The sequence below is a fragment of the Pinibacter aurantiacus genome (assembly GCF_019130065.1).
Classification (GTDB): Bacteria; Bacteroidota; Bacteroidia; order Chitinophagales; family Chitinophagaceae; genus Pinibacter; species Pinibacter aurantiacus.
Genome location: NZ_JAHSPG010000004.1, coordinates 36,122 through 54,958, shown reverse-complemented (window position 1 = coordinate 54,958; position 18,837 = coordinate 36,122). Strand labels below are relative to the sequence as shown.

The window sequence follows — 18,837 nt, the reverse complement described above, 5'->3', positions numbered from 1 at the left end:
GGCGTAAATTCTGAGCTAACGTTCCGGTAAACCGGCTAAAAAAGTAACCAACTAATTTATTGTTAACCCAAACATTTCAAATGTATGAATTTTCCTGCTTATTCAGAAGATTCCACGTCGTGTAGGCGTGTGTCAAAACTGTTGTTAATTATGAAGCTCTCCTTAATTCTTGTTTTGTGCTCAATTTTTCAAGTCAAAGCCTCAAGTTTTGCTCAAAATGTGACTTTGAAAAAGGATGGTATCAGTTTAAAGTCGCTGTTCCGGGAAATAAAGAAACAGACGGGCTATGATATCATTTATGCGGACAAAATTCTGGACGATCGTCAAACGATTAATGCTCATTTCATAAATACGCCTTTAAACAAAGTATTGGAAAACGCACTAAGCGGCCAAGCTGTAAATTTTGTCATAGATGAGAATGCTATAGTCCTTAACCGAAAAATAAAATCAGAGGATCAAGTCCTTAATTTACCTGATCTTGAACTTAAAGGAAGAGTGACTGATGAAAATGGTCAGCCTTTGGCAAGCGTAACCATAAGGGTGGCTACCACTATTAGTAATTCAACAAGACCTTCCTCTGCGCAACTTCTTTATACGGCGACTATTTTAACAAAGAGTGATGGAACATTTTCATTTACGGCTGGCCCTCAATCTGAATTCTTAATTTTTAGTTTTGTAGGATACGAGAATAAAGTCGTAAAAATTGGCGATCAACGATCTTTTGTTGTAAGTCTGAACGTTAATAAAAGTCCGTTGGATGAAATCCAGGTGATTGCGTACGGAACCACCACCAAGCGTTTTGCAACGGGTTCCATAGGAACGCTAAAGCGTACGGATATTGAAAAGCAGCCGGTTTCAAGTCCTCTACAGGCACTGGAGGGTCGTATTCCCGGAGTTTATATCAGTGAAGCTTCAGGTATTTCAGGAAGTGGTATTTCTGTTCAGATACGTGGTGCCAACTCACTTCAGGCAGGCAGAAATCCTTTATACATTATTGATGGTGTTCCATTTACTGCAACTCCAACAGAAACATCTTCGGGTACCTTTCAGATACCAACTCCTTTGCTTGGAGGAAATGGCACATTTAGCCCGTTTGATAATATTCCAACAAGTGATATTGAAAGCATAGAAGTTCTTAAAGATGCGGATGCAACGGCTATTTATGGTTCAAGAGCTGCAAATGGGGTAGTTATGATCACAACGAAGAAGGGAAAGTCCGGCAAAATGAGGATAAACGCAAATATTTATTCTGGTGTTAGCAAAATTGCCCGTAGTATGGATATGCTTAATACTGAACAGTATTTAAAAGTACGTAATCAGGCATTTGCAAATGACAATATTACCCCAACCTCGACAAATGCACCTGATTTGTCTTTCGGTGATGGATATACTAACTTTTTACAGTCTGTTATGGGCAATACCGGGCATTTCACAGACGGTACCCTTGCTGTTTCCGGAGGTAACAAACAAACGCAATACCTGATTAGCGGTAATTATCGTCATCAGTCCACTGTATTGCCTGGCAATTATGCTGATAAAAAAGCGACAGTTCATTTCAGCATTCAAAGTCAATCTGATAATAGCAAGTTTAGCATAAGTTTATCGGGAGCGTATACAAAAAATAACAATAATCTTCCGTCTGCCAATATAAATTCTTATTACGCACTTCCGCCAAATCTACCGATTTATAATGCTGATGGGACATTCTTTTGGATACCATCCGGCGCTTATACAAATCCGGTAGCTGCGTTGAAGTCCCCTAAAAGTGTAGTAACTGATAATATTATTGGGAACGCAACGCTGAAATATAATATTTTACCTGGGCTTAGTTTTAAAACTGATGTGGGCTTTAATAGAATCAATTTTAATGCAGTAACCGCAACTTTGAAAGCTAATAAAAATCCATTTTTGGCCTCGAGCGCCACTGGTAGCGTTGCCCTGCAGGAAAACTTCAACCAGGTCTTTAATATAGAGCCACAACTTAGTTATACCCGCAAAATCGGAGCAAGCAAGTTTGACGTTTTATTAGGAGATACCTACCAGTATTCGCAGTTTGTTCAACCTTTCCTGATCAATGGCTCATTTACAAATGATGCACTTTACAATGACCTCGGTTCAACTACTATTCAATTGACCAGTAGTGGACGAACTGAAAGTAAATTCACCTCTCTTTTTGGTCGTGTTAATTATACTTTGTTGGATAAATATGTGTTGAATTTTAATGGTAGGAGGGACGGATCTTCCCGATTCGGTCCGGGAAACAAATTTGGAAATTTTGGGAGTGTTGGCGCTGCGTGGATATTTTCTGAGGAGAAGTTTTTCCGCAATAGACTGCAATGGTTATCATTTGGTAAGATCCGAGGAAGTTATGGCACTTTGGGGAACGACCAGTTGCCTGAATATCAGTATTTATCACTCTATTCAAATGGAGCCCTTGCAGCATCCTATAATGGGGTGAATACGCTGGTTCCAGCAAGCTTTCAAAATCCTAAATTGGGATGGGAGGTGACGAAAAAACTTGAGTTCACGGCAGATTTGAATTTTATCAAAGATCGTATCAACTTAAGTGCTTCATGGTACCGTAATGTATCGGACCATTTGTTAACTTACCTGCCTTTGGCTACACAAACCGGTTTCAGCGGTTATAACGGTAATTTTCCTGGCACAGTGGAAAACAAAGGTTGGGAGTTCTCGCTGGAAACCAAAAACATCCAAAAAAAGGATTTCACCTGGAGCACGTCTCTCAACTTAACGATTCCAAAAAATAAATTGGCTTCATATCCCAAATTAGCCAGTTCAATCTATGCAAATAGCTACGTTGTTGGACAATCATTAAGCACCGTTTTAGCGTATCATTTTACTGGTTTTGATCATGGTGTGCCCCAATTTGAAGACATGGACGGAAGCAAATCAATCTCAGGAGGGAACTATGCAACTACCGGAAAGGGTGATTATATTGTAGCTGGAAATACAGATCCGAAATTTTACGGAGGTTTCAATAATAGCTTTAGTTATAAAGGGTTTCAATTAGACTTTCTATTTCAATTTGTAAAGAAGGATGGATACAATATATATAACAGTACCGCTACTCCAGGAAGTGCTACCAATCTGCCTTTGGACGTACTGAATTTACCTTTTCAATACACCACTCTGGCAACCTCTGCTGCTGGTGCCGGTTTTACTCGATATAAAATTTCTGATGCCGCATTCGGTGATGCTTCTTTTATACGATTGAAAAACGTGTCGTTGAATTATAAGTTTAAAGATGTAGTCATAAAACGTATTGGACTTCAAAGTTTAAATGTTTACATGCACGCTCAAAACTTGTTGACTTTTACCAAGTATCTGGGATTTGATCCGGAAACCTTAGGGACTTATGTTCCCCCTACCAAATTAATCAGTTTCGGTTTACAAACTACTTTTTAATAATTGATATGAGAAATATAAAACTAAAAGATATAGGTCATGGTGCTTCACCCATAACCAAGGCCACGCAATTAATGAATAGGTTATTTTTTATTTCTTTTGTTGCATGCGTTATTTTGTTTTCCGGTTGCAGCAAGTTAGTTGAAATTGGACCGCCGCGTAATTCCATTTCATCCACGTCGGTCTTTACTGATCAGGCTGGTACAAATGCAGCGATTGCCGGGATGTATGCCAGTCTTTATAACTACACAACCAGTTATCAATATGGTATAAGCCTTTTGAGTGGTTTGCAGGCCGATGAAATGGTCTATAACGGAACGACTTGGGATCAGTATAAAAACAATGATCTTTTATCCAATGAATCAAATGTAGCGGGAACCTGGTCGGGGTCATATTCTGGGATATATCAGGCCAACGCAATTATTGAAGGAGTATCCAGCAGCAATTTCCCGGCAGCCTATAAAAGCCAGGTGACAGGTGAAGCTCTTTTCATGCGCGCATTTTGTCATTTTTACCTGGTTAATTTATTTGGAGATGTACCGTTAACCACTTCTACTTCTGTACTCGACAATCAACAGAAGCCTAGAACTCCTGCTGATCAGGTATATACCCAGATTATTACAGATTTGGAAGAAGCGGAAAAATTACTACCGGAAGCTTATCCTTCAGGAAATAACCGTACTCGTGTCAACAAATATGCTGCGGCAGCATTACTTGCAAGGGTATATCTATATCAAAAGAACTACAAAAGTGCAGAAGCTAAAGCGACAGAGGTGATCAATGCCATGTCTGGCTCTTCACTCCTTTATGCACTGCCAGCAGATCTTAGCATGGTTTTTCTCAATGCCAGTACAGAAACAATTTGGTGTTTTGATGATGCTATCTATGGTTATACTTGGGTGGGGGGACAAACACTGCCTAATACCAATGTCATTCCGAACTTTATCCTTTTGCAGGGTTTGCAAAATGCTTTTGAGGTGGGCGACAAAAGGAAGGTTAGTTGGGTCGGTGTTTCTGCTGGCCAAAGCTATCCTTACAAATACCGCACTAAAACCAATGTTAAGCAGGAGTATGATGTTGTACTTCGCCTTGCAGAACAATATTTGATCAGGGCAGAAGCCAGGGCATTATTGAATAATATTGAAGGAGGGCAGGCGGACGTAAATGTCATCAGAAATAGAGCTGGGTTACAAAGTCTGACTTTGACAGCTTCATCTATTCTTCCCGCGATTGCTCAAGAACGACGCGTGGAATTATTTTCAGAATGGGGACATCGATGGCTGGATCTGAAGCGTACGGGTAAGGTTGATTCAGTTATTGGAGCATTAAAGCCTGGACTATGGCAATCTACTGATGCGTTATATCCAATACCATTGAACGATATGTCCAACAATACAAACCTCGTACAAAACCAGGGATATTTCTAGCAATTTCCTTAGTGTCATGTCCGGTAATAATTATGCCGGACATGACTTTACACAACCATCTCCACCGCAATCCTAGCAGGATAAATTTCTGTTATACAACCAACTCGAAAGACTAAGAGTAGGCGAGTTGCCATTTTTAAAAACGATTATGAAAATTCAAATATTAACAATTATTGCGCTGTCATGGGCAACGCATATTTTCTCCCAAACTACTACAGAAGCGAGCAAACCTGCGCCAAAGCCAAAGACAGCTGAGCAATTAGCGTATGAAGAACTTTTCAAGGACTGTCATCTCCGAAGTGATTCGTTAACGGCAATATATAAAAATCTTACCGCGGAGGAAAAGAAGTCTTCGCCAGCGTTGGACTCTTTGATAAAGAAAAGCAAGGAAATAGCCGCACAAATGCAATCAATCAGAATAAAATATCTGGAATCACATGCTGAATCTGTCTTTTCTCTCAAGGTTATAAAAGAGATAGATAACGGAGGGTATGTTATGGATGCATCTGTTGAAGAGCCTTTGTTTAATAAACTTTCAGAAAAAGTTAAGGATTCTGAAGAAGGGAAAGCATTTCTTGTAAGATTGGAAAAGGCAAAAAAATTGGCTATTGGACAGCCGGCTCCAGTGTTTACCCAGCCAGATACCAGTGGAAAAATGATATCATTAACCGACTACAAGGGCAAATATGTATTGGTCGATTTTTGGGCTAGTTGGTGTGCGCCTTGTCGTGCCGAAAATCCAAATGTATTGAAAGCATATGAAAAATATAAGGGTCAGAATTTTACGGTTATAGGTGTTTCAATGGATACAGAAAAAGCGAAAGCTGCGTGGCTTAAAGCCATTAAAGACGATGGTATGCCGTGGGCACAGGTTTCTGAATTGAAAGGTTGGGAAAATACCGCGGGAGTCCTTTATGATATAAATGCTATCCCGCAAAATTACCTGATTGACCCATCAGGTAAAATAGTAGCTAAAAACATCCGTGGTGAACAATTGCAAGTAACACTTGCGAAATTTCTTGCCGCTAAATAATGGTGCAATTAAATTTTGAATGAATACACTGGATAACAACATCGCTTAGGATATGAAAAGAGATATTTTAAAAAGCTTCAAATTGATAGTATTCCTGATAGGATCATTTGGAGTTTCAATTTCAACTTTTGCTCAGGGAAACGTTACGCTAAAAATCGGAAGTCAGGCGCCTGAACTTCGCTTTTCTAAATGGCTAAAAGGAACACCAGTTAACAGTTATGAAAAAGGGAAGTTATATGTAGTGGAATTTTGGGCCACCTGGTGCGTTCCTTGTAAAGTGGCGATGCCTCATCTATCACAATTGGCTAAAAAATATTCAGCTAATGCAACCTTTATAGGCGTAAATATTTGGGAAATGACCGGAGATAAGCCTTATGAAAGTGCTTTACCAGAAGTGAGCAAATTCGTTTCAGAGATGGGCGATAAAATGGCTTATAATGTTATAGTTGACAACAGTCAAAAATATATGTCTGAAAATTGGATGAAGGCAGCAGGACAGTCGGGGATTCCAGCTACCTTTTTAATTCAGGATGGCCGGATAATCTGGATTGGACTTCCAAGTGATCTCGATAATGTAATGGAAAAGGTTTTGGCTGGTAGTTATGATATGGCAGACTTTAAATCGGGATTTGATGCGAAAGTATCACAAGCAGCTACAGAGTCAGCAAAAATGACGATGGTACTTAAGCCCATAAGCGAACTCATCGAAGCTAAGAAGTTACCCGAAGCTTTCGCAATGATCGATAAGGCACTTATTGAAAATCCTTCTATGTCTATTACTTTAAAGGATTTGAAGTTTAGCGCTTTGCTGAATAATTCAAGCGAAGCAGAAGCTATTTTATTTGCAAAACAATGGTCAGCGGAAAATAGTGCAGGAGCCTATATTGTGGCCAAAACTATTTCTGATAAAAACGGGCTAAATAAAGACACCTACTTGTATGCGGCACATATTTTTGAAGAAAAGCTAAAAAGTCCAAAAGCTTTAGCGCCTGTTCTTAATCATGCCTTAGCTAGTTGCTATAGTAAAAGTGGAGACAATCAAAAGGCTATAGAAATTGAAAGCAAGGCTATTGAGGGAGCAAAAGCTGCGCTAAGTGAAGGCAAATGGCCGGGAGCGATTATGGCTTCAACAATTACCCAGTACGAACAAACTCTTGAAATTTATAAGGAAAGACTGTAATAATTAATGGACTAGATCTATTAAATGAACTTGCTTTTGAAATTCACAAACTATTAGTAATGAAAAATAATATATTGATATTCTGTATTACAGGTTGTATATCATTATTTGCTGGCATTAAATCGACGGCGCAAACTCCGCCTGCTGACACGAGTTATGTGGGGCTTTTCAATGCATTGAAATCCGAACCTGATGCTTCAAAGAAGGAATTTTTGCTAAACATCATGAAGACCAAGCCTCGACAAAAGAATACGCAATTATTGCTTGATGCGAGTTCGCAATATATAGCAGTGGCATATGCGGAAGCTGGTAATGCAGATAAAGCAATTTATTACAGGAATCAAATCGTTGACTCGAACTGGAGAAATGGAATGACAACGTCAATTGTTCACTACTTGCTTGATCTAAATAAGTTAAAAGATGTTGAGCAAATCCTTGAACCTATTGTTAACCCAACCAATTCAAGAGACACAACTGCAAAACAACTGTCAACACAAGAAATAGGATGGCTGAGCTGTCAATATGGGATACTTAAATATAAGCAGGGTAAATTCAAAGAATCCTTACCTCTTTTAGCACCTTCCTCAGAACGCCAGATACGTGATGGTGCTGAATTGTATGTACTTGCTTTGATTAAAACAAACGATAAAGAATTAGCCTTAAAAGAGGCAGATTCACTTTTAAGTAAAGGCAACAAAGTTAGCGAGGATTTTAAAGCTGCCGTGGAACCAATTTTTGTTAGTTCATATGGAAATTCAGCTCATTATCAATCTCTGTTGGATTCTATTGATGTGAAGTACGAAAGGCAAATAGCACAAAAAATAAGTAAAGGGAAAATCTATGAGCCAGCTCCGTATTTTGAAATTAAAGATACCAAAGGAAAAACTGTTTCTTTGAATAGTCTTAAAGGTAAAACGGTGGTTATTGATTTTTGGGCGACATGGTGTATTCCTTGCATCGCTTCATTTCCAGGAATGCAAAAAGCGGTGAATTATTATAAAAACGATACCTCAGTTGTTTTTATGTTTGTCCATACTTGGGAAAAGGGAAATGTTGGCACTGCCGAAGCGCAAAAATTGATAGATAGTAAAGGGTACAATTTTAATGTCTATATGGATTTGAAAGATAAGGAAAGTGATAAAAATCCATTGTCAGAGGCATTTAAACTTTTAGCGCTCCCAACAAAAGTGGTTATTGATAAAGACGGGATAATACGATTCAAAAGCCGTGGGGGAACTAGGGAGGAAGATGTATTGCCTGAAATTAAAGCAATGATTGAGTTATCAAAATAATTTCAAGTTATGTTTGGGATAATGATGAGCAATAGATACGAACCGTTCTTAAAAATAAAAACTCGCAAGCTTTTATAAGTTTGTAATTTAATATTTGATTTCCTTCCGAATCATATTTTTTCAATATTATTTTGATTAACATTGAAAAAAACTACCAAGTCATACAGGCGTCGAAATGGAAATTTTTATTCATCTAACAAGTCTACACCATAGGTATTTTTGTACGATTAGGCACGTTGATTAAAAATCAAACATTTGCTAACGAAAGTGCTTCTATAATTTGTTGAAAATTATAGAAGCATATTATATCACCTGTTAACCTAAGAGAAATAAAAAAAGGTATGATTCGGCAGGAAATCTTTTATTAGTTGCTACCTAAAATATTTGCAAGGAACACAATGAATATTGCAATTTTTAGTTTCAATCGAAGTGTCTTTAAGGCTTTCTTCATGTGAGTTGCAGCAGTAGCTTCAGAAATGCCCATCTCCTCTGATATTTGCCTAATTGATAGATAGTTTTTGTACCTAAGTTCAAAAGCTTGACGCATTTTGGGTGGCAATAAAGAAATCTCATGAGCTATCAGGGCCTCGAGCTGTTTCTCACGAATTAAGAAATCTGTTGAATAGGTTTTTGTATAGAGATTGCTTGAGTAGAACTCCTCAGTTATATTGCTTAATTTTTTTTTCCTTACATGGTCGATTACTTTGTTTCTGGCCAACAAAAACAAGAAGCCCGGAAACTTATAGGTTAAATCAATTTCATTTCTTTTTATCCAAAATTGGCTAAATATTTCCTGAACTGTATCTTCTGCCTCAAACTCGTTGCGCAACTTATTATAAACATGGGAATAAATTAAAGCATTATATCTTTCGAAAATCATCGAATACGCCAAGTGATCATCATGCTCCTTTATTAGCCTAAGCAACGCTTCATCAGTATATGCTTTATAGTTCAATACTCAATTTATTTTGAAACGAATTTAAGAAATAATATAAATGTAATTTATCAAGGAGCAATAATTGTTGTATAATCAATTTATTTAGTAAAGGTTATTCAAAAACGCCTGAAAGTCTGTGATATATCATTAATCCTCCATTTGCTGCAAACGCCCAAAATAGATTTAAAACTATTTTTGTTACAAAACTCAATACCGCACAGTCAGGCAGCACAATTGGCTTGGTACGTCCTGCGGTAGCGGTGTAAATACAAAAGAAGTGGTTGTGTGCCCTTGATAATTAAATTTGTAATATTTACATAATGAAACATGAACAGCAAATTTGGTAACTATTAAAAGCCTGCTATAACTATTATCCTGTTGGGGCATTAAGGTTTGCTAATAGTTATCCCGGACATTTACTTATGCAAAAAATAATGGACGATAAAATTAGTCAGATAATTGTGGGTCCTAACAGTTCTTGGAAAAATTTGGTAGAGGAGCTAAAAAATAGCAGTGAATATGAAATTGTTGATGAATGCCATCAGCATTTTCCATCATGTAAATGTTATCTAGTACTATCTCGAACAGAGTTACAGGGAAAAGTCTATGAAAAAAGGCTAGTGTTAACAATGTCGTTCCTCGTTGAATACTTTACGTGTTATTTTGAAGAGTTAGTGCATTTTAATGAACTTGATGTTCTTCCATTCAGAGTAATTTATAATAAAACTTCAACGAATGCGAACTCTTATGAAGAAATAAATAGTCGAATAATTGAAATTGCATCTAAGAACTTTTCTACGCACAAATATTTGGATCACTATCCACTTTTTTCACAACGTTTAGATGCGGTTTATCCTTATACGGATGATTATACAACTATTGTTTCTCTATTTACGCTTTTGTTTAACGGGTACGAGAAATTGGAGCAAGTTGAAGTGTTTGAGTGATCCGTTTCAATTAACCTCGCTTTTGACAGGGTCCTTGTAGACTGTAAGATCGTGCAAACTGAGGTCTTAATTTTTTACAGACTTTGATTGCCGATAATCTTGTCGAGCACTGCTTTGCTGAAAGAGAATACTTTATTATTGCGACCCGAAAAGTTGTTAGAGAATTTCTTTCAAGATCAGTTCGCAGACTACAAAAGCAACTATCTGAAGATTGGTTGCATTATTTTCTTTTTAACATTTGGAAGAAAATTATTGATGGCAACATTAAGTTGAAATGCGTTGTACAATTCATCAATTGATCGGGGTAAATATTCGTTGACTTAAGTTTTTAAATTTGAATTGGGGCTATATTTTATCGCATGGTGTTTGTGTGAGAAAATTGAATGCCTGGTAAATTTTTCTATCTTTGTAAAGTTCAAATCTGTTTAGAAAAAGTAAGGTAAGAATTAGCTCTTTTTATAAAGTGAGATCGACTAAAAATCGACTAAAAATATTAAGTGGTTGTAATTTAACTGATTAGATAAGTTAAAATGCGTCCGCTCGGGACCTCAGAAAGGGATTACAGAAATGTGATCCCTTTTTTTATTGTCAGTTAGTACAAGCTTTAACTACTTCGTTCTAAAAGAAAAAAGGAGGTGCGCAAGCACCTCCTCCAAAGAATTTATTTGTGAAGAAAAAAATCTAGTGTTCAATCATTCCGAGATCTTGTAACATCGGCGTAATATCCGGCGTCCGACCACGGAAATTTTTAAACATGGTCATGTAGTCTTCCGTATTTCCTTTCGACAAAATCATGTCTCTGAAGCGCTGACCATTTGCACGGTTGATGCCGCCATTTTCCCTGAACCATGCATAGGCATCTTCCTCCAGCATTTTGGTCCATTGATAAGCATAATAACCCGCTTCATAACCGGTCCAGATGTGCTTGAAATACGAGCTGCGATAACGGGGAGGCACCGGTGTCATCTGCATGCCCACAGCCAGTAGTGCATTTTTTTCGAAAGCATCCACATCTTTCACAAGGGAGGTATCTTTTAGCATATGCCATTGCATATCCAGGATAGATGCGCTAACCAGTTCGCTAAGACTGTAGCCTTTATTGAAGGTTGCAGCTTTTCGTATTTTTTCCACGAGGCTTGCCGGAATAGGTTTTCCTGTTTTGTAATGTACTGCATAGTGAGATAATACAGCCGGGTCAAGAGCCCAGTGTTCATTGAATTGAGAAGGAAACTCAACAAAGTCGCGGGCTGTATTGGCGCCAGATAAACTTGGATATTTTTGATTGGCAAACAGGCCGTGTAGCGAGTGGCCGAACTCATGGAAAATAGTGGTTACATCATCGAAGCTGATAAGTGCCGGCTGCCCATTTGCAGGTTTGGTGAAATTGCAAACATTGTAAATAACCGGTTTCTTGTTAAGCAAATGCGATTGATCCACCAGGTTGCTCATCCATGCGCCACCTTCTTTGTTGTCGCGTTTGTAAGGGTCGCAGAAATACATCGCCATCGGCTGACCGTCTTTGTCAAATACTTCGTAAACCTTTACATCTTCCTGGTAAACAGGAATGTCGTGTCGTGGTTTGAAAGTAATACCGTACAACAAATTGGCAGCATAAAAAACGCCATCTTCCAAAACCTTGTTCATCTCAAAGTAAGGCTTGATCTCGCTTTCGTCCAGGTCGTATTTTGCTTTGCGTACTTTTTCTGCATAATAATCCCAATCGTAAGGCTCCAGTTTAAACCCTCCATTTTGTTTGTCAATCAACGCCTGGATATCTGCAGCTTCTGCATTTGCTTTCTTCATGGCATAAGGTTGCAGCTTGCTTAAGAAGTCCATAACGGCCGTTGGTTTCTGTGCCATTTGATCTTGCAGCTTCCATGCCGCAAAATCTTCGAAGCCCAGTAGCTTAGCTTTTTTAACTCTCAGCGCGACGATTTGGGCAATGATATTTCTTGTGTCATTTGAATCGCCCTTTTCCGCCCTTGTCCATGAGGCATTGAACAAGGCCTCACGAGTACTACGATTTGATAATGATTGCAGCATTGGCTGCTGTGTGGTGTTTTGTAATGGGATGAGCCATTTGCCGTTGCTGCCTGCGGCGCTCGCATTATGCGCAAAAGCAGCCTTGTCATTTTCTGCAACTCCTGCAAGTTGTGTACTGTCGCTGATCAGCAAAGCACCCTGCTTTGAGGCTCCAAGTAACAGGTTATTATATTTTGCGGTCAGTGAAGCTTCCTTTTCATTCAGTTGTTTGAGCGTTGCTTTGTCAACATCAGAAAGCATGGCACCAGCCATCAGGAACTTTTGGTAGTAATATTCTACAAGCCTTTTGGATTCTGCATCCAGTTGCAAATGTTCACGATCGTTATAAATCGTTTCAACCTTTTTAAACAGTTTTTGATTAAGGAAAATCTCATCGTTGTGTACCGCCATCATCGGGTCCACTTCTTCTTTCAATTTGCTGAGAAACTCATTGGTATTTGCACCGGTTACCATGTTAAAAGTGTTCAAAACCCGTCTCATCAGGATGCCACTCGATTCCATTGCCACCAGGGTATTGTCAAATGTTGGCGCTTCGGTGCTTTCGGTAATTTTCTTTATTTCATCACTATGAATTTCGATGCCTTTGAGAAGCGCCGGCCTGTAGTCGGCATCTTTTATTTTATCGAGGGCAGGAATACCATAAGGTAATTGACTTTCTGCCATAAAAGGGTTGTCTTTCAGGCTTTGCTCAGATGTTGATGCCGGTGCATTTGAGCAACCTGTATTTGACATCGCCCATAATGCCATTGCGGTTATTACTGTAACTCGTCTCATTGAAATATGTTGTTTTAAGAGAAAATTCGTTATCCACGAATTTATTAAAACGTGGCTGTCAAATAAATAGATTTACATGTAAGGCAATTATTTGGCTACAAGCCCAGCAAGGCTGAGGACAAACAAATAATCCAATTCGTTAGGGAGAATTGGTTTGCGAAAGCTTATTTGTGAATACAAGCGTCTGCCCCGGATCTTGTAATCCTTATTTTATTTTGTGCCACTTTATTTTCAAGTCGCTTTGCCTCCTCCTGAAGTATATTGGCGCATGGCAAAATAAGTCTTCACGGCAGTATTACTTTTATGTTATTAATAATGTGAATCCGGATATTGGTCCTTCAAATTAACAAATTTGTACTATGTTTTTCATAGTTCGCATTTCGCATATTCCGCCGCAAAGTCGCAATGGGCATTATCTGTTTTCCTGAAGCGAAATGGTCCTTCTTATCACACCCAATAGCTATTTACCCGGCAGCGTAAAATTTTTTAAGGTCTTTCGCAAAATGACAGTTTTTTTTCGCAAACCGCTTAAGCCTCCACATCATTATCAGTTATTTTGCTTCCATTCTTCGATTAAAAACAAAACTAACGATGAAGCTAATTACCAAAAAATGCCTACTCGCATTTTCACTAACCCTCCTTCTGGGTGCTGCTGCCATAGCCCAGACCCGAACCATCACCGGTACGGTAAAAGATCAAAACGGAGCGCCTTTAAAAGGTGTAAGCGTTTGGGTCAAAGGAACCAAAACCGGCAGTACAACGGACGACATGGGTAACTACTCTCTCTCCGTTGATAAAAACGCAGTGCTGATTTTGTCTTTCACAGGTTACGCAAGTAAAGAAATTAAAGTCAGTGCGTCCCAGTCCAGCTTTACTACACAATTGGCTGTTGCCGACAAAAGTCTGGACGATGTAGTCGTAGTGGGCTACGGTAAACAAAAGAAAATCAACATGACAGGTGCTGTGGAAACGATCAGCGCCAAACAATTGGAAAACCGCCCTGTAACCAGTGCGAGTGCTCTGTTGCAAGGAACGGCTCCCGGTATCGTATTCAGCACACCATCTGGTGGTAACACGCCGGGCTCAAGCCCCACTATGCAGATCAGGGGTCAAGCTCTTTTAGGTGGTGCCACTTCTCCATTAGTGGTGATCGATGGTATCCCTACTGAGGGCATGGGAGAATTCAACTCACTGAATCCAAATGATATCGAAAGTATATCGGTTTTGAAAGATGCCGCAGCATCTGCCGTATACGGTGCCCGTGCCCCTTTCGGTGTACTGGTTGTTACAACAAAAATGGCTAAGAGAAACGAAAAGCCTTCATTTACTTATAGCGGCAACTTTTCAAATGTGAAAGCTGTAAGAATGCCTCATTCTGTAGACTCCTACACTTTTGCGCTTAGCAAAAATCAGGCGATGATAAATAACGGTAATGCTGCACCCTTTACAACGGCAGCGTTGGATCTCCTGCAGGATGTTGTAAGTAATCCGGGAAAACATACCCTTGAAGAACTGAATCCCACGTATACTAATGGTACCCTTTGGGGCAACGCTTACCAGGTATATAACAACAATGATCCGGTGGGTATATGGATGAAAACTTCCAGGCGCCAGCAACACGACATCTCTATAAAAGGAGGAAGCGATAAGACTACTTATTACCTTTCTGCTGCTTATGTGAATCAGCCGGGTATTTTGAATTTTATTTCAAGTATTGACAATTTTAAACGCTTTAATATCAATGCGGGGTTGGTTTCCCAGGTAAATGATTGGGCGAGGATAACCTATCGCACCCGCTATTCACTCTCCGAGGCAAAAGCTCCAGTAGGAGAAGCCGGCCTGGGCAGGGACCGAATCTATCAATTCGCTTATGGTGGCTGGCCAGTCTCTCCGATAGTTAATCCGAACGGATCTTATAGCAATATGACAAAAATTGCTTCCTCGGTAGATGGCGGTAACGTGGACAATAAAGCGCATCTCCTGGATAATATATTAGCAATTGATCTTGATCTTGCCAAGGGATGGACAGTACATGCAGACGGTACATGGCGCATGTCATTCAGTGACTACCAAACCCTAAAGAAGCAAGCTTATGAAATACAGCCTGACGGAACACCTTTATCGATTCCGTTAATGGAGACTTCAATAGCCAAAACTTCTGCACTGTCCACATACTGGACCGTTCAGGGTTATAGTGCCTATGAGCATAACCTTGGTAAACATAACCTGAGGATTCAGGCAGGTGCCCAGGCTGAAGAAACTAACAATAAGTCCATGAATGGCTATGTTCAGGGCCTTTACATGCCCGATTTGCCTGCATTCGTGACCGGCTATGGAACACCTGCACTTGGTGATGCACTGAGTACGTGGGCAACAGCCGGTTTCTTTGGAAGGTTTAATTACAATTATGACAATAGATACCTGCTCGAACTTAATGGACGTTACGATGGTTCCGGCCGTTATTCAGCTGATAACCGTTGGGGTTTCTTCCCTTCGGCATCTGCAGGTTGGAACATGAGTAACGAAAAGTTCTGGGAATCCATATCGCCAATAGTTAACCGTGCTAAGCTTCGTGTATCTTATGGTACCGTAGGTAACCAGGGTAATGGAGGTTATGTGCACGTTTCTACCATGACAACAGGCACGCAGTCAGCATGGATATTCGACGGCAAGCGTCTGCCTTATGTTAATCCTCCAGGCATAGTGAATATGGATCTGACCTGGGAAAAATTTACCACGGCTAACTTTGGCCTGGAATTAGGCTTCTTTCACAACCGCTTAACTGCAGAGTTTGATTATTTCAATAGAAATTCATGGGATAACCAGGGGCCGTCAACTCCAGTACCATTTGTTTTAGGTGCACTTGCTCCGGCTGCAAACAATGCTGCATTTGTAACCAAAGGTTGGGAATCGCAATTGAAATGGACAGATAAGATCAACAAGAGATGGGATTATACTGTAGGATTTAATCTGTCGGATGCCACGTCGAAAGTAACCGAATACAATAACACTACAGGCGTTCATGCCCTTAGCGACTGGTATGTAGGCAAACAATTTGGTGAGATCTGGGGATACACTTCTAATCGTTTGTTGAACCAAAATGATTTTCCTGATCCTAGTAAAATAACTGCACAACAAACAACCATTAGTCAGAGCAAGATATTTGCAAAATGGTACGCTGGTGACGTGAAGTATGAAGACCTCGATGGAGACAAGATAATCTCTCCGGGTAACTCAACTCTTGAAAGCCACGGTGACCTTAGCAAGATAGGAAACAGTACGCCCCGCTATCGCTTTGCTTTCAATTTTGGAACAGGTTATAACATCCCTAAAGCAGGACGTGTAGATGTTTCAGTATTCCTTGAAGGTGTTGGCAAACGCGACGTATTTATGTCAGGAAACTATGTCTTCTGGGGATATGCGTACACCGGTAGTACTATTGGAACGGGCATATATCAAGGTAAGCAAATGGACTATTATAGAGATGCCAATAGCGACCCAAGACTTCTTGCAGCGTTGGGTCAAAATGTAGATTCCTATTTCCCAAGACCTTATCATAACACAGGTAATGAAGGTGCTAAAAACTTCCAAACGAGTACCAGGTACATGTTGAATGGCGCTTACATGCGATTGAAAAATATTATGGCAACCTATACTTTGCCGAGTCAGTGGTTGAACCACGTGAAAGTTCAGAACTGTCGCATCTACTTCTCTGCAGAAAACATCGCTGTGTTGTCGAAAATGCCTAAATACATAGATCCTGAGGCCGTGAGTAATGGTCTGATGTACCCAGAACAGGCAACGTACTCATTTGGTGTAAATCTTGGGTTTTAATAGAAAAAATAAAATAAGTCATGACTAATAAATCAATTAAAAAATATATCAGAAGATCCCTCACCTGGGGGACTTCTGCCTACTTAATCTGTTCGCTTGCTTCCTGTCAGAAATTTCTGGATAGGGCTCCTCAAGACCAGGTGTCGACAGCGGTATTTTGGCAAACGCCACAGGAGCTGGATGCCTATATAATAAATTTATACAGCTGGTTACCCGGAGACCTGACTAGTGGATTGGGTGGCTACCTTGTAGCAGACAACGTATCGGACAATATGGTTCTTTCATCAGGGTACAACGCCTTTATGAATGGTGAAAACTCGACCACCCCTGCCAGCGGTACCGGCGGTGCATGGGCTACAGGCTTTACTGCTATACGACAAATCAATACGTTTTTCGATAACTATCAACGTTGCACGGCGCCGTTTGCACAGATCAAACAAACCTATGGCGAGGCTTGTTTCCTGAAAGCATTGAGGTATGAGGGCCTGGTGGCAGCGTATGGAGATGTACCTTGGTATTCACATGTTATCTCACCTAACGATTCTGCACAATTGTATAAAGCCAGAGATCCGAGAAGTATGGTCGTAGATTCCATTATGGCACTTCTTGATCAATCGATCATGTATCTGAACACAAAAGCAGTAAACAATAATGCAAACAGGCTCAATAAAGAATCGGCACTGATTTATAAATCCCGTGTAGCATTGTATGAAGCAACCTGGGCTAAATACCACGCCGGAACACCTTCTGCTTCGAGCGTAGATGCAAATAAGATGTTCCAAAAAGCTATCGACGCATTCAATCAATTTAAAGCTGAGATCCCTGGCGGTTTTACAAATAAATTATATTCTACCAATAATCCACAAAAGGACTATTACAACCTGTTTGGCCAATTTGACTATAAAGCTATTCCTGAGGTTACCTTAGCGAAGAACTATTCGCAGGCTTTGGGTGTAACCAACCAGGTAGGTTATATGGTATGGTTATATGGTTATAGTGGCAACGCATTTAGTTTGGATATGGTAAAGAGTTACCTGAAAAACGACGGAACTTACATAGATATAACAGATACAGTAAATGTAGTAACTACAAAGGGCGCGGCTTCTTTAACTCAAATGGCTAACATGCTGGATCCGCGTATGAGACAAAGTATGTTTATACCGGGTGATTTACTCAATAACAATACGGCGCCTTATAAAGACTCCATATTCAGAGTACCGCAGATGCATCTTGCTACTGCCAGCAGCAATACAATCACCGGATTTTCACCAAAGAAAGGTCATAACCCTAACTCAATAATGAGTAACACTACTGATCCTGAGATTGCAGGTATTGCTTTCAGGATACCAGAGCTAATGCTCAACTATGTGGAAGCTTATGTTGAGTTGAATGGTACTTTCCCTGATCTTTCTGATAACATAGACTTGATCCGCAAACGTGCAGGCATGCCTACACTAACGAGTGTGAAACCAGTAGTAAACGCAAGCTGGCCTAGCTATGGTTATACTATATCAGACAATTTGGCGATCGTAAGACAAGAGCGCAGGGTTGAATTGGCTGGTGAAGGTTTTAGAACGGGTGACTGGAAAAGATGGCGCGCACATGCACTATTTAGCGGCAGCCGTCCAAAAGGCTATAAGCTTGTTATGGCGGACTATGCTCCGTACACTACTAAACCAAGCGTAAAGCTGGATGCACAAGGTTATGTTGATCCATACCAGGCTATGCCTAATGGTAAGTACAATTTCAATGCAGGAAGGGACTACCTGTCTCCGCTTCCATTGGATGAACTTATCCGTAACAAGAGCCTGGTACAAAATCCGGGATGGGATAAACCACAATAGCGTTTTTTAGTTTTTAATCACGTGGAAAGGGTATTCTATTTTCATAAAAAAATAGGATATCCTTTCTTCACATTAATTAGCAACCGGATAATTCAACTTC

At 39.9% G+C, this 18,837-nt stretch carries 10 protein-coding genes; 8 read left to right on the top strand and 2 right to left on the bottom strand.

The genetic code is table 11. From position 1 onward, the window contains the following. The first annotated feature begins 225 nt into the window (after nucleotides 1-225). The 5 genes from KTO63_RS09020 (at nucleotide 226) to KTO63_RS09000 (ending at nucleotide 8,358) form a co-directional block, all read left to right on the top strand. Nucleotides 226-3,426 carry a SusC/RagA family TonB-linked outer membrane protein gene (locus KTO63_RS09020; protein WP_217790930.1) on the top strand — a complete coding sequence of 1,067 codons (3,201 nt, stop codon included), beginning with the start codon at nucleotides 226-228 and terminating at the stop codon, nucleotides 3,424-3,426. A gap of 8 nt (nucleotides 3,427-3,434) precedes the next feature. Next, nucleotides 3,435-4,853: a RagB/SusD family nutrient uptake outer membrane protein gene (locus KTO63_RS09015; RefSeq protein WP_217790929.1), complete on the top strand. Its 1,419-nt coding sequence runs from the start codon at nucleotides 3,435-3,437 to the stop codon at nucleotides 4,851-4,853. 148 nt (nucleotides 4,854-5,001) lie between these two features. Then, nucleotides 5,002-5,886 carry a TlpA family protein disulfide reductase gene (locus KTO63_RS09010; protein WP_217790928.1) on the top strand — a complete coding sequence of 295 codons (885 nt, stop codon included), beginning with the start codon at nucleotides 5,002-5,004 and terminating at the stop codon, nucleotides 5,884-5,886. A gap of 52 nt (nucleotides 5,887-5,938) precedes the next feature. Then, entirely contained in the window at nucleotides 5,939-7,066 is a 1,128-nt protein-coding gene (locus KTO63_RS09005; protein WP_217790927.1) for a TlpA family protein disulfide reductase, read from the top strand. Between the two features lie 59 nt (nucleotides 7,067-7,125). Beyond that, nucleotides 7,126-8,358, top strand: a complete 1,233-nt coding sequence (locus KTO63_RS09000) for a TlpA family protein disulfide reductase (RefSeq protein ID WP_217790926.1) — start codon at nucleotides 7,126-7,128, stop codon at nucleotides 8,356-8,358. A 364-nt stretch (nucleotides 8,359-8,722) separates the two neighbouring features. Here the strand turns inward: KTO63_RS09000 and KTO63_RS08995 are convergent, their stop codons facing one another. Continuing rightward, the gene (locus KTO63_RS08995; RefSeq protein ID WP_217790925.1) at nucleotides 8,723-9,313 is read right to left on the bottom strand and encodes an RNA polymerase sigma factor; all 591 of its coding nucleotides are present in this window, start codon (nucleotides 9,311-9,313) and stop codon (nucleotides 8,723-8,725) included. Between the two features lie 416 nt (nucleotides 9,314-9,729). Between KTO63_RS08995 and KTO63_RS08990 the strand changes: the two genes are divergently transcribed. Further along, on the top strand, nucleotides 9,730-10,242 hold the full coding sequence (locus KTO63_RS08990; RefSeq protein ID WP_217790924.1) for a hypothetical protein: 513 nt from the start codon (nucleotides 9,730-9,732) through the stop codon (nucleotides 10,240-10,242). A 681-nt stretch (nucleotides 10,243-10,923) separates the two neighbouring features. Here KTO63_RS08990 and KTO63_RS08985 read toward each other — a convergent pair. Beyond that, nucleotides 10,924-13,059, bottom strand: coding sequence for a M3 family metallopeptidase (locus KTO63_RS08985; RefSeq protein ID WP_232373107.1), 2,136 nt, complete (start codon nucleotides 13,057-13,059; stop codon nucleotides 10,924-10,926). 591 nt (nucleotides 13,060-13,650) lie between these two features. Here KTO63_RS08985 and KTO63_RS08980 point away from each other — a divergent pair. Beyond that, nucleotides 13,651-16,893, top strand: coding sequence for a SusC/RagA family TonB-linked outer membrane protein (locus tag KTO63_RS08980; RefSeq protein ID WP_217790923.1), 3,243 nt, complete (start codon nucleotides 13,651-13,653; stop codon nucleotides 16,891-16,893). Nucleotides 16,894-16,913: 20 nt separating this feature from the next. After that, nucleotides 16,914-18,737, top strand: coding sequence for a RagB/SusD family nutrient uptake outer membrane protein (locus tag KTO63_RS08975; protein ID WP_217790922.1), 1,824 nt, complete (start codon nucleotides 16,914-16,916; stop codon nucleotides 18,735-18,737). Nucleotides 18,738-18,837: the final 100 nt, after the last annotated feature.

Bases quoted from the DNA above. Each gene is read 5' to 3' on its own strand.
- KTO63_RS08975 (WP_217790922.1), top strand. From the start codon at position 16,914: ATGACTAATAAATCAATTAAAAAATATATCAGAAGATCCCTCACCTGG.
- KTO63_RS09015 (WP_217790929.1), top strand. From the start codon at position 3,435: ATGAGAAATATAAAACTAAAAGATATAGGTCATGGTGCTTCACCCATA.
- KTO63_RS09010 (WP_217790928.1), top strand. From the start codon at position 5,002: ATGAAAATTCAAATATTAACAATTATTGCGCTGTCATGGGCAACGCAT.
- KTO63_RS08980 (WP_217790923.1), top strand. From the start codon at position 13,651: ATGAAGCTAATTACCAAAAAATGCCTACTCGCATTTTCACTAACCCTC.
- KTO63_RS09000 (WP_217790926.1), top strand. From the start codon at position 7,126: ATGAAAAATAATATATTGATATTCTGTATTACAGGTTGTATATCATTA.
- KTO63_RS08990 (WP_217790924.1), top strand. From the start codon at position 9,730: ATGGACGATAAAATTAGTCAGATAATTGTGGGTCCTAACAGTTCTTGG.
- KTO63_RS09005 (WP_217790927.1), top strand. From the start codon at position 5,939: ATGAAAAGAGATATTTTAAAAAGCTTCAAATTGATAGTATTCCTGATA.
- KTO63_RS08985 (WP_232373107.1), bottom strand. From the start codon at position 13,059: ATGAGACGAGTTACAGTAATAACCGCAATGGCATTATGGGCGATGTCA.